Genomic DNA, 25,359 nt, shown 5'->3' with positions numbered 1-25,359 from the left:
CTTAATCCTCCACTACCCAGGTGTCCTTGGTGCCGCCGCCCTGCGACGAGTTCACCACCAGCGAGCCTTCGCGCAAGGCCACGCGCGTCAGGCCGCCGGGCACCAGGCGGGTTTCGCTGCCCGACAAGACGAACGGGCGCAGGTCGATATGTCGTGGGGCGATGCCGTTCTCGACAAAGGTCGGGCACGTCGACAGCGACAGCGTCGGCTGGGCGATATAGGCCTCCGGGCGGGCCTTGAGCCGGGCGCGGAAGTCTTCGATTTCCGCCGCCGTGGAGGCCGGCCCCACCAGCATGCCGTAGCCGCCGGAGCCCTGGGTTTCCTTGACCACCAGCTCCGGCAGGTGGGCCAGCACGTGGGACAGCTCCGCCGGCTTGCGGCATTGCCAGGTCGGCACGTTCTTCAGGATCGGTTCCTCGCTCAGGTAGAAGCGGATCATGTCGTCGACATAGGGGTAGATCGACTTGTCGTCCGCCACCCCGGTGCCCACTGCGTTGGCCAGCACCACGTTGCCGCAACGGTAGGCGGCGATCAGCCCAGGCACGCCGAGCATCGAGTCGGGGTTGAACGACAAGGGGTCGAGGAAGGCGTCGTCGAGCCGGCGGTAGATCACGTCCACCGCCTGGGCGCCGGAAGTGGTGCGCATGAATACCCGGTCGTCGCGCACGAACAGGTCGGCGCCTTCCACCAGCTCCACGCCCATCTCGCGGGCAAGGAAGGCGTGCTCGAAATAGGCGCTGTTGAAACGCCCGGGGGTCAGCACCACCACCGTCGGGTTGTCCAGCGGGCTGGAGCTTTTCAGGGTGTCGAGCAACAGGTTCGGGTAGTGGTCGATGGGCGCCACGCGCTGCGCGGCGAACAGCTCGGGGAACAGGCGCATCATCATCTTGCGGTCTTCGAGCATGTAGCTCACGCCGCTGGGGGTACGCAGGTTGTCTTCCAGCACGTAGTAGCTGCCGTCGCCGTCGCGCACCAGGTCGACGCCGGAGATATGCGAATAGATATTGCGGTGCAGGTCCAGGCCCTGCATCGCCACCTGGTAACCCTCGTTGGCCAGCACCTGTTCGGCCGGGATGATGCCTTCCTTGAGAATGCGTTGCCCGTGGTAGATGTCGGCCAAGAACAGGTTCAAGGCCTGGACCCGCTGGATGCAGCCGCGCTCGACGTTGCGCCATTCGCTGGCCTTGATGCTGCGCGGAATGATATCGAAGGGAATCAGCCGTTCAGTGCCTTGCTCGTCACCGTACAACGTGAAGGTGATGCCAGCGCGGTGGAACAGCAGGTCGGCTTCGCGACGACGCTGGTCCAGCAGCTCCAGGGGCGTGTCCGCCAGCCACCGGGCGAACTCCTGGTAATGGGGGCGGCAGCCACCACTGGCATCATACATTTCGTTAAAAAAAGCACGGGACATACCCCAACTCCTCGCCGTGGTTTAAACGGCTTTTTATTTAAACGCTCTGCTTCAATAAATCGGGCCTTACGCTGGGCGATAGATACTGTTCCGTTAAGCACCTCATTGTGCGTGTTGAATATCCCGATCGATGCAGTCGGGACTCCCCCTTAATTGACGCCAGTCGTTTGGCGAAACTTCTCGCATGGATTTTTGGCAATGGATCGCCCGCGCTGACGTCCATTGGGTATGGAAATTCGCCACCTCCTTTTTTGGTTTTAATATGAACTTTCAAACTGAAAGTTTTCCGAAACTTCAACAGCACACTTCGTTTGAATTCAAAGGCTGTCTATCTGCTTTAGCAATCGCTGTGCCCAAACCCTGTTCCCTCTCGATAAAATCCTCGCGGATAAAACCACGGCCCTGCGACGACAGATTGACCCGGCCCATGACGGACGCCTTTCCAGCTTGAGGCTGAAACGTTTTATCCCTGGGGCCGCGAAAACCGCGTTGCACAACACTGGCGCGAACGAAAAGAGGGCAGAAACTGTCGAGGAAGGATTTTTTGCCCTGACAAGGGGATTTTTCGCAAAGCAGCGGATAACGCTTTGCGCAAAGCAAGAGTTGATGCGGCCTGCCGAGAAAAAGAACGGCGCACCATTAGCGGTCTGGAAAACGCACCAACGATGAACGAAACACCCAACAGGGCCAACTATTGGCGCAATTTTCGATTTGCGCCAGCGCTAGTTTGTAAAACTGTCGGACACAATCGAGTCGAATCTTTTCGACCGCGCCCGGTTCGCGCCTGAAGGATTAACGTTCGCCGAATTTATCCGCTGAAGCGGACATTGCGTTGTTTATCGATTTGGCGCTAAAGCACGTGCAGATGCCCAACGATCATCCGCACCGCATCTTCCGGCGTCAGCACCGCCGTATCCAGTTGCAAGCGCTCGCCGCTCCAGGGCTGGTACTCATGATCGAGCACCGACTGCCAGCTCGGCGGACGCAGGCCGGGCACGTCCAGCTCGCGGTTCTCCACTCGGCGTCGGTGCTCGGCGGCATCCGTGCAGACCACCTCGACATCGAGCAGGTGAACCTGCCCGGCCTCGGCAACGCTCCGCCAGGCCTCACGGCTCTCGTCGACCGGATTGACGCAGTCGGCCACCACCGCGTGCCCCAGGGCCAGGTTGCTGCGGGCCAGGGCATTGGCGACCTCGTACCCGGCCTTGCCGACATCCGCCAACCCGCCGTTGCGCAGCGCTTGCTCGATCGTGTCGACCCGCACATAAGTCGCCCCCAACTGGCGGGCCAGGGTCCGGGCGATGGTGGTCTTGCCGGTGCCGGGCAGGCCACTGAAGACGATAAGCATGGTGAAGGCTCCAGGCGGATGCAGAGGCAGGTCAGAGGAATGTCAGGAGGTCCGCGCCGATGGGCTTGCCGGTCTGGAAGCACTGACGGCGCGGGCGGCCGGGCTGGCCGGCTCGGCCAGCTGAAGGGCGAACCGGCGGGCCAGTTCCTTGCGCCCCAGCGTGGTCAACCCCAGCGCCCGGCTGTCCAGGTCCTGGGTCAGCCATTGGCGCCGGATGGCCTGCTGCAACAACGCGGCCCCCAGCGCACCGCCCAGGTGCGGACGGCGCATGCTCCAGTCCAGGCACGGGCAGGCAAAGCGCCGACGCAAGCCGGCCAGGGCCTGCGCATCGATCCCCAACCCGGCAAAGAACTCCACGCCTGCCGCGCTCACGTGGTACTCCCCGGCGTCCTCCTGCGGCTCCAGCAACCAGCCGGCTTGCAGCAGGCGATCATGCAACTGCACCGCCAGGGTGCCGGCCATATGGTCGTAGCAGGTCCGGGCGAACTGCAGGCGGTCCGGGGTACGCGGGCTGAAGCCCGGCGCGAGGTTGTGGCCGATCACCATCAGCGCCTCCAGGGCCTGGGCCACGCGCGGGTCGGCAAGGCTGTAGTAACGGTGGCGACCCTGGATATGCAGGCGCACCAGGGCCAGCTCCTTGAGCCTGCCCAGGTGCGCGCTGGCCGTGGAGGCGCTGACCTCGGCGATCGCCGCCAGCTCGGTGCTGGTGCGCGCATGGCCATCCATCAACGCGCAGAGCATTTTCGTCCGCGCCGGTTCGGCAATCGCCGCGGCGACCTGGGATACCGCGCTGTCGTGCTGTTGTGCATGCATAGTTCGCTCCCGGACGAATCGTGCCCCTCGCAGGTTGCCGATAGTAGCAACACTTTCTCCCTCGCGAATAAGGCCGCACGCCATGGACCCGCTCACCGCCGTCACCCACGCCGACCCCTACCCTTACTACGCCAGCCTGCGGACCCGGGCCGGACTGGCTTTCGACCCCGCATCGGGGCTGTGGCTGGCCAGCAGCGCCGAAACCGTGGCCGCGGTGCTGGCCCACCCGCAATGCCGGGTGCGCCCCGCTCATGAACCGGTGCCCCGGGCCATCGCCGAAGGCGCCGCCGGCCAGGTCTTCGCCCGACTGATGCGGATGAACGACGGCGAGCGCCAGCGTTGCCCGCGGGCCGCCGTCGAGCCGGCCCTGGGCCAGGTGCACGCCGAGGACCTCCGCCAGCGGGTAAGCGCCCTGCTGCCGGGCCTGCCGAGCGCTGCCAGCGCCAGGCTGCACGACGCCCAGTTCCTGTTGCCGGTGGCGGTGGTCGCCGGGCTGCTGGGTTTTCCCGACCAGCCGCTGCCGGCGCTTGCCGGCCTTACGGCGGACTTCGTCGCCTGCCTGTCGCCCACCAGCAGTCCGGCGCAGCTCGCGGCCGCCCACGGAGCGGCCGAGCAACTGGCGGTGCGGTTCGCCGCCCTGCTCGATCAGGCGCCCGTCAGCCCGTTGTTGCAGCGGATCGTCAGCGGCTTTGCCGGCCAGCCGCGCGACCGTCTGATCGCCAACCTGATCGGCCTGTTGTCCCAGGCCTTCGAGGCCAGCGCCGGGCTGATCGGCAACAGCCTTTGCGCCCTGCTGGGCGATAGCCGGTTACGTGCGCAACTGCGCGCGGCGCCCGAGCGGGTCGACCTGCTGCTGGCCGAAGTGCAGCGCATCGATCCGCCGGTGCAGAACACCCGGCGTTTCGTCGTCGCGCCCTGCACCCTCGCCGGGGCGACGCTCGCCCCCGGGGATGTGGTGCTGGTGCTGCTGGCCTCGGCCAATCGCGACCCACAGTTGAACCCGCAGCCGGACCGCCTGCTGCTGGAGCGCCCGGAACGCCGCAGTTTCAGCTTCGGCAGCGGCCGCCACCAGTGCCCCGGCCAGGCCCTGGCCCTGGGCATCGCCAGTGCCGTGGTCGGCGCGCTGCTGCCACACACGGACCTGATCGGCCCCAACGTCGGCTGGACCTACAAACCGTCGCTCAACGGGCGCATTCCCCTGTTCCACACTCTGCCGGAGACCCGCCGATGATCGCCGTGATTTTCGAAGTCCTGCCGCACCCGCACCACCGCCAGCGTTACCTGGACATTGCCGCCACCCTGCAACCGCTGCTGCTGGAGATCGACGGCTTCATTGCCATCGAACGCTTCCAGAGCCTCGCCGATCCGGACAAGCTGCTGTCCCTGTCGTTCTGGCGCGACGAGCAGGCCGTCGCCGCCTGGCGCGCCCTGGAACGGCATCGCGGGGCCCAGGCCCTGGGGCGCACGCAGCTGTTCGCCGATTACCGGCTGCGGGTCGCCGCGGTGGCCCGCGACTACGGGTTGGACCAACGCCAGCAAGCGCCGGCGGACAGCCGCCAGGCCCATGCCGGGTAATACGGCGGGACGCTCATTCGGCCAATGAATGGTGCTCAGAAGGTCGCCGGGCTTCTGCTAGGGTCATCCGGCCCCGTAGACAAGGACCCCGACCATGAACCCGACCACCCGCCACGCCCTGACGCTCAACGGCATCGAACTGCACGTGCACGCCGCCGGCCCGCTGGACGGACCGCCGGTGTGGCTGCTGCACGGTTTTCCCGAGTGCTGGTATTCGTGGCGCAAACAGATCGCGCCGCTGGCTGGCGCCGGCTACCGGGTGCTGATCCCGCAGATGCGCGGCTACGGCGACAGCAGCGCCCCCGAGGACGTGGCGGCCTACGACGTGCTGACGCTGTGCGCGGACATCCAACAGGCGATGGATGCCCTGGGCCAGCAGCGGGCCTGCATCGTCGGCCACGACTGGGGCGCCGTGGTGGCCTGGCACCTGGCGCTGCTGGAACCGCAGCGGGTGACGGCCCTGGCGACCCTCTCGGTGCCGTTCGCCGGCCGCCCCAGACGCCCGGCCGTGGAGACCATGCGCGAGCTGTTCGCCGAGCGTTTCAACTACATCCTGTACTTCCAGGAACCCGGCGTCGCCGAACAGGAACTGGACGCCGACATCGATCGAACCCTGCTGCACTTCATGCACGACTGCGAACGCCTGCTGGACGCCAAAAGCCCCCAGGCCCGGCTGTTCGACGGCATGCCGGCGCATCAGGCGCCGCCCGCCTGGTGCAGCGCCGAGGACTTCGCAGAGTACCGCCGCACCTTTGCCGGGCGCGGCTTTCGCGGCGCCCTGAACTGGTACCGCAACTTCGAGCGCAACTGGCAACGCACCGCGCACCTGGGCGAATGCCAGGTGACCCAACCCACGCTGTTCATGATCGGCGACCGCGACCCGGTGGGCCAACTGGAAGCCCGGACCCTGGAGCGTATGCCCGGCAAGGTGCCGCACCTGGAACAGCATCGGCTGAAGGATTGCGGGCACTGGATCCAGAGCGAACGGGCCGAAGAGGTCAATCGGCGGTTGCTGGCGTTTCTTGGGAGAAACCATGCCTGACGCCCTGTTCAATGTACGAGGCAGTCTGATGATGACTACTCGGAACCGGGCAAGGACAGCGGACATTGGATGGCCTGCGTCACGCGATCTGCCGAAGTCTGCGCACGCTGAACCGCCGATCACTGCCTGCCCATTCGCTACATAACCGTGCCCCTTGAGCGTGCCGGCAACCTCTGGAAAAGCTGCTGCGAAAAACGCCATGTGGATTAAGATTGCTAAGTGCTACTTAATCGCCGGACACCCCCTGACATGCAGCACCCTGCTCAATGACTCCGTATCAACTTGGCCTCGGCGCGGCACTGGCGCTGTTGCTGGTGGGGGCGCTGCTGCACCGCGAGCATGTCGCGCGCCGGCAACTCAAGCGTTATCGCACATTGCTCGAGGGCTTGCCCGACAGCGTGCTGGTCGTCGACGCGGCAGGCACCGTGCGTCAGCACAACACGGCCGCCCGCAAACTCCTGGCCCCCGCCAGCCAGGCCAGGACCGATAACCTGCTCGCCGGCACGTCCCTGGCACACTGGCTGCCCGACCTCGACCCGGCCTGCGCCGCAGGCCGGCATCCGCGCGTGCGGGTCGTGCGCAACGGCGGCGAACTCCTCTCGCTGGACCTCACCTGCCTGCCCGCCCCCCAGGGCGGCGAGCGGCTGCTGCTGATCCACCCGGCCCCCGCCCCCACAGGCCAGCTCGACGACGCCGAACGTTATAAACGCAGCCAGTACTTCGCCCGCATCGGCACCTGGGACTGGGATGTGGGCACCGAAAAACTGTTCTGGTCGGAGGCCATCTACGGCATGTTCGGCTTCAAGGTCGGCGAGGTGGTCCCGTCCTATGAGCTGTTCTGCTCCTGCGTGCACCCGGATGACCGGGCCAAGGTACGGGCCGGCGAGGTCCGCTGCCTGGAAACCGGGCAGAACCATGACGAGGAATACCGCGTGATCTGGCCCGACGGCAGCGTGCACTGGCTGCGCGAGACCGGCAACGTGGTGAAGAACGTGCACGACACGACGGTGAAGATGATGGGCGTGGTGCGCGACATCACCGAAGAACGCAACTCGGTCCACCAGTTGCACCACCTGGCGCACTTCGACACCCTGACCGGCCTGCCCAATCGCCTGGTCCTGGAAGACCGGCTGTCCCGGGCCCTGGAACAGGCACGGCTGAACGACACCCGGGTGGCGCTGGTCTTCGTCGATCTCAACGGTTTCAAGGCCATCAACGATCGGTACGGCCACGCCGCCGGGGACCGGGTGCTGGCCACCACGGCCAAGCGCTTGCAGAACATGCTACGGGTGTCGGACACCGTGGCGCGGATCGGCGGCGACGAGTTCGTGGTGATCCTGGAAGGCTTGCCGGGCGGCAAGAGCCTGCAGGACGAAGCCCATGCCATCTGCAAGAAGATTTTCCTCGAACTGGCGCCGCCAGTGACCATCGGCGGCGACCAGCACTCCATCGGCAGCAGCCTGGGGGTCGCGGTCTTCCCCGACCATGCGCCGAGCATGGACAAGCTGATCCACATCGCCGACCTGGCCATGTACGAAGCCAAGCGCAGCGGCAACAACCAGTATCGCCTGGGCCGCTGACAAGCAGCGCCGTCAGTCGTCGCGGGTCAGGACTTCCAGCAACTCGATCTCGAACACCAGGTTGGCATTGGCCGGGATCTTGCCCATGGCGCGTTCGCCATAACCCAGGTGCGCCGGCACCAGCAGCTTGCGCTTGCCGCCGACCTTCATGCCCATCAGGCCCTGGTCCCAGCCCTTGATCACCCGCCCGGTGCCGATCACGCACTGGAACGGCTTGCCGCGCTCCCAGGAAGAGTCGAAGGGCGTGCCGTCTTCGAGGAAACCGCGGTACTGGGTGGTGATCAAGGCTCCCTTGACCGCCGCCTTGCCCTCGCCCACTTCAATATCGATGACCTGCAACGACTCGCTCATCCACTCACTCTCTGCTTGATAGCGGCCGGCAATGGCCGCCGAGGGTGCGCAAAATAGCAAATTTCACCCGGCCTTGCTGCCGCGGCGGGCCGAGGCATTTTAAGAATCGTCCCACAGACGCCATGCAATCCGTCGAGCCAGTCTTGCGGCCTTCCTCCAGAAGCCACGCAAGGACGCCCGATGATTGCCACCGCTCGACTGGGCGACAAGCATGCCTGCCCGCTGCCGGGGCACGGCACAACGCCGATTGCCAGCGCCGCCGCCGATGTGATTATCAACGCCATGGGCGCCGCTCGCGTGGGCGACAGGTGCGGTTGCGGCGCGGTCATCACCACGGGTTTTCCTTCGATCCTGATCAACGGACGGCCACTGGCGCACCTGGGCAGCCCGACCAGCCATGGCGGCGTGATTGTCAGCGGGTCGGGCGATACGTTCGGTGGGTTCGTCATGGGCGCTCCGCCAGGAGCAACCATCATCAATTTCGCCCTCCTCGGGGCCATCCGTGCCGATGGATCGGTGGATGATGAACGTATGACGGCTCTGCTGGCCGATCCGCGACTGACGGAAAAGGCCGCGGCAGCGAATGCACTCGTAGATTCCAGGGGCGCCCCCAAGCAACCTTTTCCTTGTCATCACCCGGACCAGCTGGAAGCGCTGGCGAGCTATATCGCAGGTGAAATGAACGTCCACGTCAATGGTCCGTCCGTTCGACAGATGAAGGCTCTGAATAGCTTTAGCCCGACCGAGGAAACACGGAAATACAGGGCACTCCCTTTCTATCTCCGCCTCGGTCAAAGACCTGATTTCTATAGTTTGGCGCTGGGCAAGAGAGCCAAGGCTCTCGCCATTTGGACGGAACGAGTAGGACAGAATCGCCCCTGGGACCACAAACCAAAACTGCGGGCGATGTACAACGGCGTGGTGTGGCACAAGCACGGTGAGCACATCTATTTTTACGATATCTGGTCGAACATCCACTATGGCTATGTAGGCACTGCGGGAGGGCTTTCCGAAAGCGTCTTGCTGGATGGCGCAGGGGCCGAACAAATCGCCTCGGATACCCTGAGAAAGGCCGACGAGTGGGTAACAAAACCCAAGGACGAATGGACACACCTGGGCCCCCATCCGACAGCCAGCCCATGGACAGCCCTGCGATCATGGGACGACGTTGCTGATAGAGTGGCGATCGGTATCGGTATAAAACTCTACAGGCGGCACCCCCACGGAGGCATCACGGCAAAGATGATCATGGACGAAGTACTGGCAGTGCCACCTACGGATTGGGGGAAAGGAATCGATGTCCACAAGTGCCGCTAAATCACGTTCGGGATGTCTGTGGCTGCTACTGATTCCGTTGGTGCCCCTGGCAATCTTTCTCGGACGGATCGCCGTCTTACCCTCCGCAACCGTGCATTACCCCAAAGACGGCAAAGAAGTGCTCAGGTACATCTGGAATGTGCAGCATCGGATAGACAAAGGCGCTCTGCCGCCAGGCGGTTCCATTACGGACTACGGTCATTTGGCCCCTGGCAAAGGGTTTTTCATGGAGGTCGATTGGTGGGGCAAGAACACTCGCCACCACTGCGTCAGTATCGAGCCCAAGTGGCCCAATACCCAGATCTACCTCGATGCGAACGGCGACATTGATTACAGCGAAAACAGCGGTACAGACAAGGACCGGATCCTGCCATGCCAGGGAGGAACGTTTAAACCCTGAAGGCATTTCCTCTCCTCGCCCCTCCCCTCACTTCCCCCTGAACAAACTCCAGACAAACGCCAACAACCCACCCACGGTCGCCACGCCCGCCAGCCAACCCACCAGCGACAGCCCCTGCCAACTCGGCGCGGCCGCGGCGATCTGCGGGCCGAAGGCGATCAATAACGCGCTGGTCAACAGGGCCAGGGACAGCCGGGTCGAGGCCAGGCGCAGGGATTTTTCCAGGCGTTCGACGCCGGGCATGTCGAGGCGCAGGTCGAGCACGCCGTGTTTCAGGCGGTTGATCAGCAGGCGGGTCAGTTGCGGCAGTTCGACGGCGACCCCACGCCCCAGTTCCAGGCCGTCCAGACCCAGGCGGCGGGCGAGTTTCCAACTGAACTGATCCTTGAGCATCTTGCTGATCGCCGGGCGCGCGGCGGCGATCAGGTCCAGTTGCGGGTCGAGCCGGGTGAGCACGCCGTCGGCGGTGACCAGCGCCTTGAACAGCACCAGCAGGTCGGCCGGCAACAGCAGTTGGTATTCGCGCATCAGGCCAAGAAAGTCTTCGATCATCGCGCTCATCTTCAGCGCCTTGCCGCCGTGCCGGCCCATGAATTCGCGCGCCGCCTGTTCGATGGCGGACAGCTCGTGCACCTGCTCGCCGCTCCAGTCGATCAGCACCGCCACCAGCGCTTCGGTGCTGCCCTCGGTCATGGCGCGCATAAAGCCCATGACCTCCAGGCGGCGACGCTCGTCGAGGCGGCCGACCATGCCGAAATCGATAAAACCGACGCGGTTGTCATCCATCGCCCGCAGGTTGCCGGGGTGCGGGTCGCCATGGAATAGGCCGTCTTCGAGCAGCATCTTGATAAACGCCTGGGCCCCGCGCTGGGCCAGCAGGCTCGGGTCCAGGCCTTGCTCGATCAGGGCCTGGCGCTCCAGCGGCGTATGGCTGGGCAAAAACTCCTGGACCAGCAGGCGCTGGCTGCTGTAGCGCCAGTGGATACGCGGGATGGCAATCTGCGGCTGGTCGGCGAAATTCGCCGCCACCGTATCGCAGTGCTGGCCTTCCTGGGTGAAGTCGAGTTCTTCGAGCATGGCCCGGGCCAGTTGCCGGACCAGCTGCCGCGGCTGGTAATGGGCCAGCGCGGCGCTCTCCTCCACCAGCATGGCCATGCCTTCCAACAGCTGCAGGTCGGCGCTCATCTTGCGCCGCAGGCCCGGGCGCTGGACCTTGACCACCACCTCCTCGCCGCTAAGCAAACGGCCGCGATAGACCTGGGCGATGGAGGCCGCCGCCAGGGGCTCGGTGTCGAACTCGGCGAACACCTGGTCCAGCTCGCAGCCCAGGTCCTCGCGCACCTGGCCCTGCAATGTGCTCCAGGGCACGGTCGCGGCGCTGCTGTGCAACGCCTCCAGTTCGCTGATCCAGTGCGGCGGCAGGATATCGCTGCGGCTGGCGAGGATCTGCCCGAGCTTGATAAAGGTCGGCCCGAGTTTTTCCAGGGCCAGGCGCACCCGCTGCGGCGTCGAATCCTGCGGCCGGGCCTCGCCGGCGGCCGGCGACTCGCCCAAGAGACGCCCCAGCCCCAGGCGCAGCAGCACGTCCTGGGCGCCGAACGCCGCCAGCACGGCGATAATCTGATGCACCCGCTTATGGTGCTTGAGGGCGGTCCAGGTGGGTTCGAGCATGGCCGGGGTGATCCTTCAACGGGTGGGTCGGGGAAATGGCGGGTTACCAGAGTCCGACCGCGGCGCCGGCCAATCATTCACCAGAAAGACTTCAGTTCCGGTCACTCTGTAGCGCGCTACCCCATGCCGCCGGCAGCAGACAGCTGACGAAGGCACGACGCAGACTTTATGCTACGCGGCCAGGCCCCAACGGAACCTGCGGGCCAAACGGTTGCCTGAGGCGCAGCCGCGGTTTTTTCGCACCACCCAATACCCGTTTTTCCAGGAGTAAGCCCATGCCCCATGAAGGCAACCTGCTGCAAGCCGCTGTCGTGTTTCTGTTCGCGGCGGTGCTGACCGTCCCCCTGGCCAAGCGCCTGCAACTGGGCGCCGTGCTCGGCTATCTGCTGGCTGGGGTGATCATCGGCCCGGCGGTGCTGGGGCTGGTGGGCAATCCGCAGAGCATCAGCCATGTCTCGGAGCTGGGGGTGGTGTTGCTGCTGTTCATCATCGGCCTGGAGCTGTCGCCGCGCCGCCTGTGGGTGATGCGCAAAGCGGTGTTCGGCGTCGGCCTGGCCCAGGTGCTGCTGACCGGGGTGGTGATCGGCTGCGTGGCGCTGTTCCTGTTCGGCCAGCCGCTGAACAGCGCGATCGTGCTCGGCCTCGGCCTGGCCCTGTCGTCCACCGCCTTCGGCCTGCAGAGCCTGGCCGAGCGCAAGGAACTGACCAGCCCCCACGGCCGCCTGGCGTTCGCCATCCTGCTGTTCCAGGACATCGCGGCGATCCCGCTGATCGCCATGGTCCCGGTGCTCGCCGGGGTCGACCACAACACCAGCAGCGCCGAGGACCTGCGCCACGGCCTGCAAATCCTGGGCAGCATCGCCGTGGTGGTGATCGGCGGGCGCTACCTGTTGCGTCCGGTGTTCCGCATCGTGGCGCGCACCGGCCTGCCGGAAGTCTCCACCGCCACCGCGCTGCTGGTGGTGATCGGCACCGCGTGGCTGATGGACATGGTCGGCGTGTCCATGGCCCTCGGCGCCTTCCTCGCCGGCCTGCTGCTGGCCGACTCGGAGTACCGCCACGAACTGGAAGCGCAGATCGAACCCTTCAAGGGCCTGCTGCTGGGGCTGTTTTTCATCAGCGTCGGCATGGGCGCCAATATCGGCCTGCTGTTCAGCGCGCCGCTGGCGGTGCTGGGCCTGACCCTGCTGCTGATCGGCCTCAAGCTGCCGCTGCTGTACGTGGTCGGGCGCCTGGCCGGCGGCCTCGGGCGCTTGAGCGCGGTGCGCCTGGGCGTGGTGCTAGCGGCCGGCGGCGAATTCGCCTTCGTGGTGTTCAAGATCGGCCGCGACCAAGGTCTGTTCGAGCCGCGCCTGTACGACCTGCTGGTGTTGACCATCACCCTGTCCATGGCCGTGACCCCGCTGCTGCTCCTGGGTTGCGCGCGCTTCCTGCAACCCAAGGCCAAGCCCGTGGAGATGCCTGCCGAATACCGTGAGATCGCCACCGATGCGCCGCGGGTGGTGATCGCCGGCATGGGCCGCATGGGGCAGATCGTCGCGCGGATCCTGCGGGCGCAGAAAATCCCCTTCGTCGCCCTCGACACCTCGGTCGACACCATCGAGCTGACCCGCAGCTTCGGCGGCATGCCGGTGTTCTACGGCGACCCGATGCGCGCGGAGATCCTCAAGGCGGCCAAGGTCGGCGAAGCGGAATACTTCGTCATCGCCACCGACGACCCACAGACCAACATCAACACCGCCGCGGTGGTGCGCAAGCTCTACCCGCACATCAAGATCATCGCCCGCGCGCGCAACCGCCAGCACGTGCACAAACTGGTGGACCTGGGCGCCGAGGCGGTGCGGGAAACCTACTACTCCAGCCTGGAAATGAGCCGCAAGGCGCTGATCGGCCTGGGCCTGACCCACGCCCAGGCGGACTCGCGGATCAAGCGCTTCACCGCCCACGACGAACAGGTGCTGGAAACCCAGCACGCGATCTACGACGACCACGCGAAAATCCTGCAATCGGCCCAGGAAGCCCGGGCCGAATTGGCGCGGTTGTTCGAGGCCGACGCCGAGGACGAACAGGCCGACGGGGTGCTGCCGCCGCCGCGCTGAACATCGGGCCGCGACCTGTTTCCGTGCCTGGCGCCAAACCTGTAGGAGCCAAGCTTGCTGGCGATGCAGGCGCCGCGGTGGGTCAAATACGACGCCATCGCGGGCAAGCCTCGCTCCTACAGGACACGCGGCGCTCCTGACACACTCTGTCAGCCCGCTGCGCTACAGTGCTGGCGCCCCGCCTGCCAATGGACCCGCCGATGACCGCCGCCAGCAACCCCGCCCTCAAGGAAATCTTCAACGTCGAACGCCTGGAACACATCGCCGAGCAGATGCTCGCGGTGTACCCGGACTTCGATCGCCCGGGCTTTCTCGAACACGCGCAACAGGACCTGGCCGAGCTCTCGGTGATGCAACGCCTGGCGCGGGTCAGCGACAGCCTGCACGCCGTGCTGCCGGCGGACCACAAGGCCAATCTCGCCCGGCTGCATGCCCTGGCCCCGCGCCTGAACAGCCGTTTCGTCTGCATGTTCCTGCCGCACTACGTGGCCAGCCACGGCGGCGATGATTTCGAGCGCTCGATGGCCGCGCTGAAATACTTCACCGCCTTCGGCTCCTCGGAATTCGCCATCCGCCCGTTCCTCGCCAGCGACCTGCCGCGCACCCTGGCGGTGCTGCGCGAGTGGGCGCTGGACGCCAACGAACATGTGCGGCGCCTGGCCAGCGAAGGCTGTCGCCCGCGCCTGCCCTGGTCGTTCCGCCTGGAGGCGATCCAGGCCGACCCTGAACTCGCCGCGCCGATCCTCGAATGCCTCAAGGCCGACCCCAGCCTGTACGTGCGCAAGTCGGTGGCCAACCACCTCAACGACATCACCAAGGACCACCCCGACTGGGTGCTGGAGCGGCTCGAAGGCTGGTCCCTGGACCATCCGCACACCGCCTGGATCGTCCGCCACGCCCTGCGCAGCCTGATCAAGCAGGGCAACCGCCGGGCGCTGGCCATCGTCGGCGCCGGGCAAGCGCCGCAGGTAACGCTGCACGGCCTGCGGGTGGAGCCGGCGACGATTCGCCTCGGGGAACGGATCAACCTGTCCTTCGCCCTCGAGTCCACCGCCGACGCCAGCCAGCGCCTGGTGGTCGATTACGCCATCGACTACGTCAAGGCTTCAGGCGGCACCAGCGCCAAGGTCTTCAAGCTCAAGACCTTCACCCTGCCCGCCAAGGCCCGGGAGCCACTGGGCCGCGCCCAGCACATCCGCGAGCTGACCACCCGCCGCCACTATCCCGGCCGGCATGCGCTGCACATCCTGGTCAACGGCGAACGCCTGGGCAGCACCGCGTTCGAGATCCAGGCATGAACCCGAACTTCGTAACAAAATATTTCGCAAAAACCGCTAAAAAAACGCCCGCGACAAAATAACGCAAACCGCCCGCCACGCTGGCGCCCGCGGATAGGGCTTTGTGCCTTATCCGCCGGGGGCTAGCGCCGGATCGCGGGCAGGACCGCTGGCGTCCACCGCAGCGTCTCGATTCGCGCGAAAACGCTCCGACCGAACGAACAGAACCGCTCTATTCCGGGCCTTTCAGCGGGACACATTGTCAGACAATGCTGTCAATCGGTATTGCGATAAATTATCATTTGGCGCCTCCCCCGTTTGCCACCCGCCCCTGGCGCGCGATTCGCGCTACGCGACGTGGCTGATTTCACTGATTCACCCGAGGCGCCCATGTCCCGTTCTGTGTTTTACCGCCCCCTGATCTGCGCCGGTCTGGGGCTGCTCTCCTGGCAGGCCTGCGCGGCCTACCAACCGCAATCGGAAGCCGCCCTGGCCGCCGCGTCCGAGATGGAATGCCAGTTCAATGCCGACCACAGCAGCGACTGCACCACCACCCAGCACTACACCATCCTGACGTCGGCGGGCCGGGAGATGCTGTCGCGTATCGACTTCAGCTCCGCCGAGACCGATGGCTTCGAACTGCTCAAGGCCGAGTCCACCCAGCCGGGCGGCAAGCCCCTCGCGCTGGCATCGGGGCAGATCGATACCCGCACCGCGCCCAACCCGGAACAGGGTTTCCTGCGCGAGAAACAGACGTCGCTGGCCTTCCCCAACCTGCGCGTCGGCACCCGGATCAGCTACACCGTGCGCCAACACTACGCGGCCAAACCGCTGCTGGGAGAGTTCCACGCGATCCTGCAATTCGGCCCCAAGCCCGTGCGCCAGGACAGTTTCAAGATCACCTACCGCGCCACGCGCCCGATCATCTGGCGCAGCGAGCAGATGGACGACTATCGCTTCAGCGCCTCCGCCGACCGGAAAAAACTCACCATCGAGCAGAAGGCGCCGGTCTACCTCAACTACATCAACGAACCCTCGATCGGCTTCATCCAGCGCGTGCCGCGGGTCGAGCTGGGCAGCAGCACCGACGTGCGGGAGTATTTCGGCCCCCTGGCCCAGCGCTACCAGCAGATCCTCGGCGCCAGCCTGCCGCCCGCCGGGGCCAAGGCGGTCGCCGGCCTGCGCGACCTGCCGCCGGCCGAACGAGTGGCCGGGCTGATGCAGTACATCGCCGACAACTACCGCTACCTGGGCGACTGGCGCGCCACCGAGCGCGGCTACGTGCCCTTCGAGCTGGCGCAGATCGAACAGCGCGGCTACGGCGACTGCAAAGACCTGGCGATACTCCTGGCCGCGATGCTTAAGGCCAGCGGGATCAAGGCCGAGACGGCCTGGGTCAGCCGCGAGAATGTCGCGGCGCCGATGCTGATCCCCGGCACCCATGCGCCGAACCACGCCATCGTGCGGGCCGAGGTCGACGGCAAGGTGTGGTGGCTGGACCCGACCAACCCGGTGTTCAACCCGGGCCGCAGCATGCCCGATATCCAGGAGCGCTGGGCCTTTGTCAGCGACGCCAACGGCCAGGTGCGCGAGGACTACATCCCCCTGGAAGCGCCGGACACCAGCCTGGTGCTGGACAAGCAGGAGCATTTCGACAGCAACGGCCAGGCCCGGGTCAACGCACGTATCGAATTCAGCAACATGGAATTGATGCAGCTGATGGTCGCCGACAGCCAGAACGGTATCGCCAGCAACGACCAGAGCCTGTGCGAACGCTTCACCCGGGAACTGCGCGACTGCCAGATCCAGCGCGAACCGACCGCCTTCGTCACCCCCAAGACCTATAAGGTCAAGGCCTCCCTGACCGACCTCAAGCCACTGGAAAACATCTCCGGCAACTACTTCTACAAGGCCCCGGCCCTGGAGGGCGACTGGGACTTCCTGGTCAACTACCGCCGCAACGGCCAACTGGCGGACCTGTACATCGGCGACACCTACACCCTGCGCTACAGCTTCACCCTCTCCGGCGCCCGGCTGGACAAGGACATCCAGGCCTGCAACGTGCGCTCGCCCTGGTTCGACATGGACCTGCGCAGCGAACGGGTCAAGGGCGAGTACCGCTACCACTACCGCCTGAGCCAGAAAAAACGCTGGCTGAGCCACGACGAAATCATCAGTGCGCCGTTCGACGCCATGGTCGGCCAGGCCAAGGCATGCGCCGAACAGACGCGGCAGTTGGTCCAGCTCAAGGCAGCCGGGAAGAACACCTGATCCGCCCGAAGGTCGGGCCAGGGCCTCAGGGCGTTGGCCGACCCAGCATGCGCAGGCAGGCCTCGACGATGGCGCGCACCTGTTCGCGGCTGTCCTTAGGGCGGGCGGCGATCAAATCGTCGGTGGCGCCGTGTACGCCGGCATAGATCAGCGACGCGGCCACCTGCGGATACTCCAGCGTCCAGCAGCCGGCCTGGCGCCCGCCTTCGAGGATGGCCGCCAGTTGCTGGAGGATCGCGCCCTTCTCCGGGTTGCCCCGGTCGTGATGGTGGTGATGGGTATAGACGATGTCGTGCACCCGGTAGGTCGCCAGGTAAGTCTCGACGCTGCTGCCGATCCAGCTGGCGAGGCGACCGACCCAATCGTCTTCGGCGCAGGCATTCACCGCGCTCTCCACCCGCTCCAGGAACTGCGCGGTGTAACGCTCGCCAAGCGCCGTCAGCAGCTCGGCCTTGGAAGCGAAGTAATGATAGAAGGTGCCCTTGGCGACATCGGCCTTGCCCACGATCTCACTGATGGTGGTGGCCTCCACGCCCTGGCTCAGGAACAGCTGTTCGGCCGCCGCCATCAACTCTTCCAGGCGCACTTCGGCCGGCTTGGTTCTCGGGCGCGGCGCCTCGGCTGGCGCTGCATCGGGCTTGGAGCGTTTGACGATCATCTGCGGATTCCGCCTGGCAAACAAAGGTCGCCAGTCTAGGGGAATCGCCTGCTCGCGGCGAATCAAGAACCATTATCATTTCAATTGACCGACGGTCAGTCGGTAATTATCCTGAAGCCCTCTGCTTGCCGTTCGACCTTCCGGGAGACGCTTCATGGATCGTTATCGCCGTACCGCGCTCGTCAGCGCGGCCTACCTGGGGACCTTTCTCGCCTCGCTGGACATCAGCATCGTCAACGTGGCCTTGCCGACCTTGCAGCACGCCCTGAAGACCGACATCGCCGGCCTGCAATGGGTGGTCAACGCCTACGCCATCTGCCTGTCGGCGTTCATGCTGTCCGCCGGCCCCCTGGGCGACCGCTACGGGCACAAGCGCTGCTGGCTGTTCGGGGTGACCCTGTTCACCGCCGGTTCAGCGCTGTGCGCCCTGGCCGGCGACCTGCCGTTGCTGCTGCTCGGTCGGGCCGTGCAAGGCGTGGCCGGGGCGCTGCTGATTCCCGGGGCGATGCCGATCCTCAGCCATGCCTTCCCTGATCCCCGGCAACGCGCCCATGTCATCGGCGGCTGGTCGGCCTTCAGTGCCCTGGCGCTGATTCTCGGCCCCCTGGTCGGCGGCCTGTTGCTGGAGTCGGTCGGCTGGCAAAGCATCTTCCTGATCAACCTGCCGCTGGGCCTGCTCGCCATCGCCCTGGGCGCCTGGGGCATCGCCGAGCGCAAGCACCCCGAGCACGCCGCGCTCGACCCCGCCGGGCAATTGCTCAGCGTGCTCTGGCTGGGCGCCTTGACCTACGGCCTGATCGTCGCCGGGGAGCAAGGCTTCGACGGCCCCGCCGCCCTGCTCTCGCTCGGAGTGGCGGCGCTGGCGCTGCTGGCCTTCGGGCGGGTCGAGCGCAAGGTCCCACGCCCCCTGGTACCCCTTCAGCTGTTCCGCCACCGGCCCTTCGCCGTGGCCAACCTGGCATCGTTCATCCTGGGCTTTTCCTGCTACAGCAGCCTGTTCTTCTTCTCGCTCTTCCTGCAGCAGATCCAGGGCTGGTCCGCGGCCGAAACCGGCGTGCGCATGCTGCCGCAATTCGTGGTCACCGGCTGTGTCTCGGTGTGCTTCGGCCGCCTGAGCGGACGCTGGCCGGTGCAGCCGCTGATGATCGCCGGCTACGGCCTGATCGGCCTGTCCATGACGGCCATGACCGGCTTCGATGGGCACACCCCCTACTGGCTGGTGGGTTCGCTATTCGCCCTGCTCGGCCTGGGCATGGGCCTGGCGGTACCGGCCACCGGCCTGGTGGTCATGGGCTGCGCCCCGCCGGAGCGCGCCGGCATCGCCTCGGCGACCATGAATGCCCTGCGCCAGACCGGCATGAGCGTCGGCATCGCCCTGCTCGGCACCTTGATGAGCGCCCAGGCGGTCCGCCAACTCAGCGCGACGGCTGGCGCCAACGGCTTTGCCGACGCCGCCAGCCTGGCCCGCGAGGCCGTGCACCGGCATCTGCTTCCCGCCCAGTCGCCAGGCTTCGCCGAACTCTATGGCGCGGCCATGACCAGCGGCTTTCACCTGGCCATGCTCGTGGCCGGCGGCATCAGCCTGCTGGCCATGGGGCTGTTGCTCGTCACCCATCGGCAGGCCCGGGTGAGCCTGGCCGACCCGCCTCAGCCGGTCCGGAACAGCTCGCGCTCCTGAGGCCAGGGACTACGAAGCGCCCGGCTCGGCGAGCAGCAAACCCTGCTCGGCCGCGCACAGCTCGACCAGGAAATCCCACACCACCCGCAAGCGCACCGACTTGTGCAGCTCGCGCCGGGTGCTGATCCAGTAGGCGCGCTGGATGCTCTCGCCGGGCAGCAACGGCACCAGTTGCGGGTCGCCGGCGGCCATGTAGCACGGCAGCACGGCGATGCCCAAACCGGAGCGCGCGGCCTGTTGCTGGGCGATCACGCTGGTGCTGTGGAACACCACCTGGGGGTTGCGGCAGAAGCTGCTGAGGAACTTCAGTTCCTGGCTGAACAGCAGGTCGTCGACGTAATCGATCCAGGCATGCCGGCCCAGGTCCTCGCGGCTGCGCAGCGGCGGCGCGCGGTCCAGGTAGGCCTGGCTGGCGTACAGCGCCAGGCGGTAGTCGGTGAGCTTGCGGGTCACCAGCAGGTCGGCGTTGGGCCGTTCCAGGTGGATGCTGATTTCCGCCTCGCGGTTGAGGATGCTAACGAAGCGCGGCACCGCCACCAGCTCCACTTCCAGCCCCGGGTAACGCTCGAACAGGCTGTGCAGGCGGCTGGCCAGGAACATGATGCCCAAGCCCTCGGTGACGCCGACGCGGATCTTGCCCAGGGGCGCCGTGGACTGGGTGATTTCCTCCTGGGCCAGCAGCGCCACATTCTCCATGGCCTCGGCATGCTTGAGCAGGGCCTCGCCGGCCGGCGTCAGCTGGTAGCCCTGGGCGTGCTGGACGAACAGCGCGGTGCCCAGGCTTTTCTCGATCGCCTCGATATGCCGGGCCACCGTGGCGTGAGTGGTCTTCAGCCGTTGGGCCGCGGTCAGCAGACGGCCGCTGCGTTGCAATTCGAGAAAAAACCGCAGGTCGTTCCAGTCGAACATGAGTCTTCCTTGCCGGTCGCCGGTTTAAGGTCGCTGTTTAAAAACGCACAGCGGCTGAGCAAAAACTAACATTCTTTTAACGAAAGCTAACAACTAGGATGACGCCAACAAGAACGATAAAGAAGAGGTCATGGATGCTCCCTGCCTTTGATCCGTACGACTACATCGTGGTCGGCGCCGGCCCCGCCGGCTGTCTGCTGGCCAATCGGCTGTCCGCCAACCCGGCCCACCGCGTCCTGCTGCTCGAAGCCGGCGGCCGCGACAACTACCCCTGGATCCACATTCCCGTCGGCTACCTGTTCTGCATCGGCAACCCGCGCACCGACTGGTGCTTCAAGACCGAAGCCGAACCCGGCCTGCAAGGCCGCAGCCTGAGCTACCCGCGCGGCAAGGTGCTGGGCGGCTGTTCGTCGATCAACGGCATGATCTACATGCGCGGCCAGGCGGGCGACTACCAGCGCTGGGCCGCCGACGGCAACCCCGGCTGGAGCTGGCAGGACGTGCTGCCGCTGTTCAAGAAAAGCGAAAACCATTTTGCCGGCGACTCACCGTTCCATGGCGCCGCCGGCGAATGGCGGGTCGAGCGCCAGCGCCTGTCGTGGCCGATCCTCGATGCCTTTCGCGCTGCCGCCGAACAGAGCGGCATCGCCCACCTCGACGATTTCAACGGCGGCGACAACGAAGGCTGCGGCTATTTCCAGGTCAACCAGAAAGCCGGGGTACGCTGGAACGCCGCCAAGGCCTTCCTCAAGCCGATCCGCAACCGCCCCAACCTGACCGTGCTGACCGGGGTCGAGGTGGATCGCGTGCTCCTGGAAAATGGTCGCGCGGCGGCGGTCAGCGGCCGCCATCAAGGCCAGCAACAGACCTTCAGGGCCCGCCGCGAAATCGTCCTCAGCGCCGGTTCCATCGGCTCGCCGAGCATCCTGCAACGCTCGGGGATCGGCCCCGCGGCCCTGCTGCGACGCTTAGGCATAGGCGTCGCCCACGAGCTGCCCGGGGTCGGCGGCAACCTGCAGGACCACCTGCAACTGCGGCTGATCTACAAGCTGGAAAACGCCCGCACCCTGAACCAGATCGCCGGCAGCCTGTGGGGCAAGCTGGGCATGGGCCTGCGCTACCTGTACGACCGCAGCGGCCCGCTGTCGATGGCGCCGAGCCAACTGGGGGCGTTCGCCCGCTCGGGGCCGGAACAGCCTTCGGCCAACCTCGAATACCACGTGCAGCCGCTGTCGCTGGAGCGCTTCGGCGAACCACTGCACGCCTTCCCGGCCTTTACCGCCTCGGTCTGCGACCTGCGCCCGCACAGCCGCGGCCGGGTGGAAATCCGCTCCGCCGACCCGCAGGCCGCGCCGCTGATCCAACCCAATTACCTGAGCCACCCGCAAGACCTGAAAGTCGCCGCGGACGCCATCCGCCTGACCCGGCGTATCGTCGCCGCACCGGCCCTGCAAGCCTTCAAGCCCAGCGAATACCTGCCGGGCGCCGAGCTGCGCAGCGACGAACAATTGCACGAAGCCGCCGCGCGCATCGGCACCACCATCTTCCACCCGGTGGGCACCTGCCGCATGGGCCAGGGCCCGGACGCGGTGGTCGACGCCGAGTTGCGGGTGCACGGCATCCCTGGCCTGCGTATCGCCGACGCCTCGATCATGCCGTACATCACCTCCGGCAATACCTGCTCGCCGACGCTGATGATCGCCGAGAAGGCCGCCGAACTGATGCTTGCCCCCACCACCAGGAGTTGCTTGCCAGACAAAGAACCCGCCACCACCGCCTGACCCGTGTAGGAGCGAAGCTTGCTCGCGATAGGCGCTCGAACCTTGCAGCGTTCTTGAGGCCCATCGCGAGCAAGCTTCGCTCCTACAGAAACAGAAGAAACAGAAGATGTACGACAAGACGCGGCACCGAAATCAAAGGTGGCGCCGACAGTGGAACAACAAAAACAATCACTGTGAGGGATATCGATATGTCGGAACATGCTCAAGCGCTGGACGCCGCGACCGCGGCGCCCACCAGCAAGGAAAGCCAGAAAGTCATCTTCGCCTCGTCCCTGGGGACGGTGTTCGAGTGGTACGACTTTTTTCTCTACGGCGCGCTCGCGGCGGTCATCAGCAAGCAGTTCTTCGCCGGGGTCAACGACACCACCGCCTTTATCTTCGCCCTCATGGCGTTCGCCGCGGGCTTCGTCGTCAGGCCGTTCGGCGCGCTGGTGTTCGGCCGCCTGGGGGACATGATCGGACGTAAATACACCTTCCTCGCCACCATCATCCTCATGGGCCTGGCGACCTTCGCCGTGGGCCTGCTGCCGACCTATTCGAGCATCGGCATCGCCGCGCCGATCATCCTGGTCGCCCTGCGCATGCTCCAGGGCCTGGCCCTGGGCGGCGAATACGGCGGCGCCGCGACCTACGTCGCCGAGCACGCGCCCCAGGGCAAGCGCGGCTTCCACACCAGCTGGATCCAGTCCACCGCGACCCTCGGCCTGCTGCTGTCGCTGCTGGTGGTGCTGGGTTGCCGCTACTTCACCGGCGATCAGTTCGAGGTCTGGGGCTGGCGCCTGCCGTTCCTGCTGTCGATCGTGCTGCTGGGCATTTCCACCTGGATCCGCATGAGCCTGCACGAGTCGCCGGCCTTCCTGAAAATGAAGGAAGAAGGCAAGGCCAGCAAGGCGCCGATCAGCGAGTCGTTCGGCAAATGGGAAAACCTCAAGGTGGTGCTGATCGCCCTGTTCAGCATCAACGCCGGGCAAGCGGTGACCTTCTACGCCGCGCAGTTCTACGTGCTGTTCTTCCTCACCCAGTTCCTCAAGATGGACCCGGCCCTGGCCAACATGCTGTTGATCATCAGCGTGGTGATCGGCGCGCCGTTCTTCATCTTCTTCGGCTGGCTGTCGGACAAGGTCGGGCGCAAGCCGGTACTGATGCTCGGCCTGCTGCTCGCCACCGTGCTGTACTTCCCGATCTTCAAGGCCCTGGCCCACTACGCCAACCCGGCCATCGACCAGGCCAGCCGCCAGGCGCCGATCAGCGTGCTGGCCGACCCCGCCACCTGCACCTTCCAGTTCGACCCGGTGGGCAAGGCGCGTTTCGACAGCCCGTGCGACAAGGTCAAGACCTTCCTGGTCAAGCAGGGGCTGCCCTACACCAGCGTCGCCGCGCCGGCCGGCAGCCCGGTGGAAGTCAGCGTCGGCGATGTGAAGATCGGCGGGTTCGATGAAGCGGCCCTGCGCGGCGCGGTGACCCTGGCCGGCTACCCGCAGTCCGCCGCGACCCAGAACGTCGACAAGACCATGGTGGTGGTGCTGATCGTCGCCCTGATCCTGATCGCCGCCATGTGCTACGGCCCGCTCGCGGCGCTGATGGTCGAACTGTTCCCGACCCGCATCCGCTACACCTCCATGTCCCTGCCCTACCACATCGGCAACGGCTGGTTCGGCGGCTTCCTGCCCACCGTGTCCTTCGCCCTGGTGGTGTACACCGGCGATATCTTCTACGGCCTGTGGTACCCGGTGGCGATCACCGGGGTCAGCCTGATCGTCGGCCTGTTGTGCCTGCGCGAGACCCGTCACGTGGATATCGACAACAACTGACAAGGCTGGGCATCGACGCAGCCTTCGAGGACGTCATCGCGAGCAAGCTCGCTCCTACAAAAAAGCGGCCCGGACTGGATGATCCGGGCCGCGTTGCGTTGCGACGGCTTATCCCAGGTCAATACGGATTGCAGTGCTGGGCCACGGCCGTGGCCTGGTCGACGTAGGGGCGCGCCGGCTCCAGGTTCCATTCGGGCTTGTTCCGCACCGGCTTGCCGTCGAAGCTGGCCGCCAGATGGCAGACCATCTGTCGACGGAGCGAACCGCCATTGATGCTGTACTGCCGCCATTGGTCATCGTTTTTGTGCTTGTTGTACAGCTCGGCGAACATCCGGTCGGTCTGGTCGTCCTTGATCGCACGGCCGCACGCGGTGGGCACCACCTGCAGCGACCAGGTCTTGGGCCCGAGTTTCGGGTCGTCGCGCTGCACCCAGGTGCTGGACTCGATGTACTTCTCGCAAAACTGTTGCGTCGGCAAAGGCGCGGCCCGGGTACAGGAGAACGTGGCCTTGCCGTTCGGGGTCCTGGGAAAGTCGATCTGGACGATGTTGCGGTCCTTGCCGGTCTTGTTCTTGTAGTCGCGCTGGTTGGCCAGGGCATCGTTCAAGCCCCGCGGGTCGCTGTAGAAAAACGCCAGGATCGGCAGTTCGTCGTCTTTCGGGTTGCCCAGGCGCAGCTCGGTCTGGGTCTGGAACTCGCGGGTATTGATGACTCGCCGGGCGCCCATGAAGTTGCGGAACGCGTCGACCCGCTCCTTGCTGCTCATCGGGTTGCGCATGTTGAAGCCGCATTGCAGCTGGTCCTGCTTGCGGTCGTTGTTGAACTTGGTGAAATGCGCGACCCAGGCGTTGGCGCTGGTGATCGGCGGGGCCATGGCCTGGCAGACCGCCTCGGTCTGGTTGGTGTTCTTGTTGTTGCCGCAACCGCGGTCGTCGCGAAAATCGGTCCAGGCGTCGTTGGGAAACGCGCAGTAGACGTGGACCGGCGTCTCCGGCTGGCGCACCAGGTCGATCGGCTTGATGATGTAGCCGTTCTGCGTGCTCATGCCCGGGTCTTCATAGCTGATGCCGTCGACGCGCATCCAGGACGCGGCGAAGGTTCCCAGTTCCCTGGCTTTCGGGCTCGGGTTCCAGACGTCCCATTGCTGCCCCTTCGCCGGGTCGGCGCGGTGGGTGCCCCTGATCAGCAAGCCCGAGCAGTCCGACGCCGGGTCCGGCCCGCAGCTGTCGACGGTCTTGTTGTACAGGATTTCAACCTGCTTCAGCGTCTCCTCGCAGGATTCGGCATGTGCCGACGTGGCGTGCAAGAGCAACGCAGACACGAAGATCGGAACGATCCTGTTCAAGTTTTTTTTCATGGCATGTCTC

Annotated in this window: 20 protein-coding genes; 12 read left to right on the top strand and 8 right to left on the bottom strand. The window is 65.7% G+C overall.

The genetic code is table 11. The features are described from left to right. Position 1 precedes the first annotated feature (1 nt). From BTN82_RS11385 to BTN82_RS11375, 3 genes are all read right to left on the bottom strand, one after another. Positions 2–1,411, bottom strand: a complete 1,410-nt coding sequence (locus BTN82_RS11385; RefSeq protein ID WP_075119218.1) for a circularly permuted type 2 ATP-grasp protein — start codon at positions 1,409–1,411, stop codon at positions 2–4. Between the two features lie 850 nt (positions 1,412–2,261). Then, positions 2,262–2,759, bottom strand: a complete 498-nt coding sequence (locus tag BTN82_RS11380; RefSeq protein WP_075119217.1) for an AAA family ATPase — start codon at positions 2,757–2,759, stop codon at positions 2,262–2,264. 42 nt (positions 2,760–2,801) lie between these two features. After that, positions 2,802–3,572, bottom strand: coding sequence for an ArsR/SmtB family transcription factor (locus BTN82_RS11375; RefSeq protein WP_075119216.1), 771 nt, complete (start codon positions 3,570–3,572; stop codon positions 2,802–2,804). Between the two features lie 82 nt (positions 3,573–3,654). Between BTN82_RS11375 and BTN82_RS11370 the strand changes: the two genes are divergently transcribed. From BTN82_RS11370 to BTN82_RS11350, 4 genes are all read left to right on the top strand, one after another. Continuing rightward, entirely contained in the window at positions 3,655–4,803 is a 1,149-nt protein-coding gene (locus tag BTN82_RS11370; RefSeq protein ID WP_075119215.1) for a cytochrome P450, read from the top strand. Further along, on the top strand, positions 4,800–5,147 hold the full coding sequence (locus BTN82_RS11365) for an antibiotic biosynthesis monooxygenase family protein (RefSeq protein ID WP_075119214.1): 348 nt from the start codon (positions 4,800–4,802) through the stop codon (positions 5,145–5,147). The genes BTN82_RS11370 and BTN82_RS11365 overlap by 4 nt, the downstream gene beginning before the upstream one ends. 94 nt (positions 5,148–5,241) lie before the next feature. Beyond that, the gene (locus tag BTN82_RS11360) at positions 5,242–6,189 is read left to right on the top strand and encodes an alpha/beta fold hydrolase (RefSeq protein ID WP_075119213.1); all 948 of its coding nucleotides are present in this window, start codon (positions 5,242–5,244) and stop codon (positions 6,187–6,189) included. A gap of 266 nt (positions 6,190–6,455) precedes the next feature. Further along, the gene (locus BTN82_RS11350; RefSeq protein WP_081375444.1) at positions 6,456–7,769 is read left to right on the top strand and encodes a diguanylate cyclase domain-containing protein; all 1,314 of its coding nucleotides are present in this window, start codon (positions 6,456–6,458) and stop codon (positions 7,767–7,769) included. 12 nt (positions 7,770–7,781) lie between these two features. Here BTN82_RS11350 and BTN82_RS11345 read toward each other — a convergent pair whose 3' ends face one another. After that, complete coding sequence (locus BTN82_RS11345) at positions 7,782–8,120, bottom strand: FKBP-type peptidyl-prolyl cis-trans isomerase (protein WP_075119212.1); 339 nt, start codon at positions 8,118–8,120, stop codon at positions 7,782–7,784. Positions 8,121–8,300: 180 nt separating this feature from the next. On the opposite strand from BTN82_RS11345, the gene BTN82_RS11340 reads away from it, so the two are divergent. Further along, the gene (locus BTN82_RS11340; RefSeq protein WP_075119211.1) at positions 8,301–9,437 is read left to right on the top strand and encodes a polymorphic toxin type 44 domain-containing protein; all 1,137 of its coding nucleotides are present in this window, start codon (positions 8,301–8,303) and stop codon (positions 9,435–9,437) included. Further along, complete coding sequence (locus BTN82_RS11335) at positions 9,418–9,837, top strand: hypothetical protein (RefSeq protein ID WP_075119210.1); 420 nt, start codon at positions 9,418–9,420, stop codon at positions 9,835–9,837. Before BTN82_RS11340 ends, BTN82_RS11335 begins: the two co-directional genes overlap by 20 nt. A 27-nt stretch (positions 9,838–9,864) precedes the next feature. Here the strand turns inward: BTN82_RS11335 and BTN82_RS11330 are convergent, their stop codons facing one another. After that, a complete protein-coding gene (locus tag BTN82_RS11330; RefSeq protein ID WP_075119209.1) occupies positions 9,865–11,508 on the bottom strand; it encodes an ABC1 kinase family protein in 1,644 nt (547 codons plus the stop codon). 275 nt (positions 11,509–11,783) lie between these two features. Here BTN82_RS11330 and BTN82_RS11325 point away from each other — a divergent pair, with 275 nt between their 5' ends. The 3 genes from BTN82_RS11325 to BTN82_RS11315 all read left to right on the top strand — a co-directional run bounded on the left by BTN82_RS11325 (position 11,784) and on the right by BTN82_RS11315 (position 17,155). Beyond that, positions 11,784–13,607 carry a monovalent cation:proton antiporter-2 (CPA2) family protein gene (locus BTN82_RS11325; protein WP_075119208.1) on the top strand — a complete coding sequence of 608 codons (1,824 nt, stop codon included), beginning with the start codon at positions 11,784–11,786 and terminating at the stop codon, positions 13,605–13,607. A gap of 200 nt (positions 13,608–13,807) precedes the next feature. Beyond that, positions 13,808–14,905, top strand: coding sequence for a DNA alkylation repair protein (locus tag BTN82_RS11320; RefSeq protein WP_075119207.1), 1,098 nt, complete (start codon positions 13,808–13,810; stop codon positions 14,903–14,905). 369 nt (positions 14,906–15,274) lie between these two features. Next, positions 15,275–17,155: a DUF3857 domain-containing transglutaminase family protein gene (locus BTN82_RS11315; protein WP_075119206.1), complete on the top strand. Its 1,881-nt coding sequence runs from the start codon at positions 15,275–15,277 to the stop codon at positions 17,153–17,155. Between the two features lie 25 nt (positions 17,156–17,180). Here BTN82_RS11315 and BTN82_RS11310 read toward each other — a convergent pair whose 3' ends face one another. After that, a complete protein-coding gene (locus BTN82_RS11310; RefSeq protein WP_075119205.1) occupies positions 17,181–17,813 on the bottom strand; it encodes a TetR/AcrR family transcriptional regulator in 633 nt (210 codons plus the stop codon). A gap of 154 nt (positions 17,814–17,967) precedes the next feature. On the opposite strand from BTN82_RS11310, the gene BTN82_RS11305 reads away from it, so the two are divergent. Beyond that, positions 17,968–19,491, top strand: coding sequence for an MFS transporter (locus tag BTN82_RS11305; RefSeq protein ID WP_186828381.1), 1,524 nt, complete (start codon positions 17,968–17,970; stop codon positions 19,489–19,491). Positions 19,492–19,500: 9 nt separating this feature from the next. Here the strand turns inward: BTN82_RS11305 and BTN82_RS11300 are convergent, their stop codons facing one another. After that, positions 19,501–20,400 (bottom strand): LysR family transcriptional regulator, encoded by a 900-nt coding sequence (locus BTN82_RS11300; protein ID WP_075119203.1) that lies wholly within the window; start codon positions 20,398–20,400, stop codon positions 19,501–19,503. Between the two features lie 134 nt (positions 20,401–20,534). Between BTN82_RS11300 and BTN82_RS11295 the strand changes: the two genes are divergently transcribed. Further along, positions 20,535–22,181: a GMC family oxidoreductase gene (locus tag BTN82_RS11295; protein WP_075119202.1), complete on the top strand. Its 1,647-nt coding sequence runs from the start codon at positions 20,535–20,537 to the stop codon at positions 22,179–22,181. Between the two features lie 188 nt (positions 22,182–22,369). After that, complete coding sequence (locus BTN82_RS11290) at positions 22,370–23,992, top strand: MFS transporter (RefSeq protein ID WP_075119201.1); 1,623 nt, start codon at positions 22,370–22,372, stop codon at positions 23,990–23,992. 118 nt (positions 23,993–24,110) lie between these two features. Here BTN82_RS11290 and BTN82_RS11285 read toward each other — a convergent pair whose 3' ends face one another. Next, on the bottom strand, positions 24,111–25,349 hold the full coding sequence (locus BTN82_RS11285; RefSeq protein ID WP_075119200.1) for a DUF2599 domain-containing protein: 1,239 nt from the start codon (positions 25,347–25,349) through the stop codon (positions 24,111–24,113). Between the last annotated feature and the right edge of the window lie 10 nt (positions 25,350–25,359).

Origin of the sequence: Pseudomonas chlororaphis (genome assembly GCF_001921865.1) — a bacterium.
GTDB lineage: Bacteria > Pseudomonadota > Gammaproteobacteria > Pseudomonadales > Pseudomonadaceae > Aquipseudomonas > Aquipseudomonas chlororaphis_D.
Note: the sequence above shows the minus strand (reverse complement) of the source record. Positions and strands in the feature narration are given on the sequence as shown.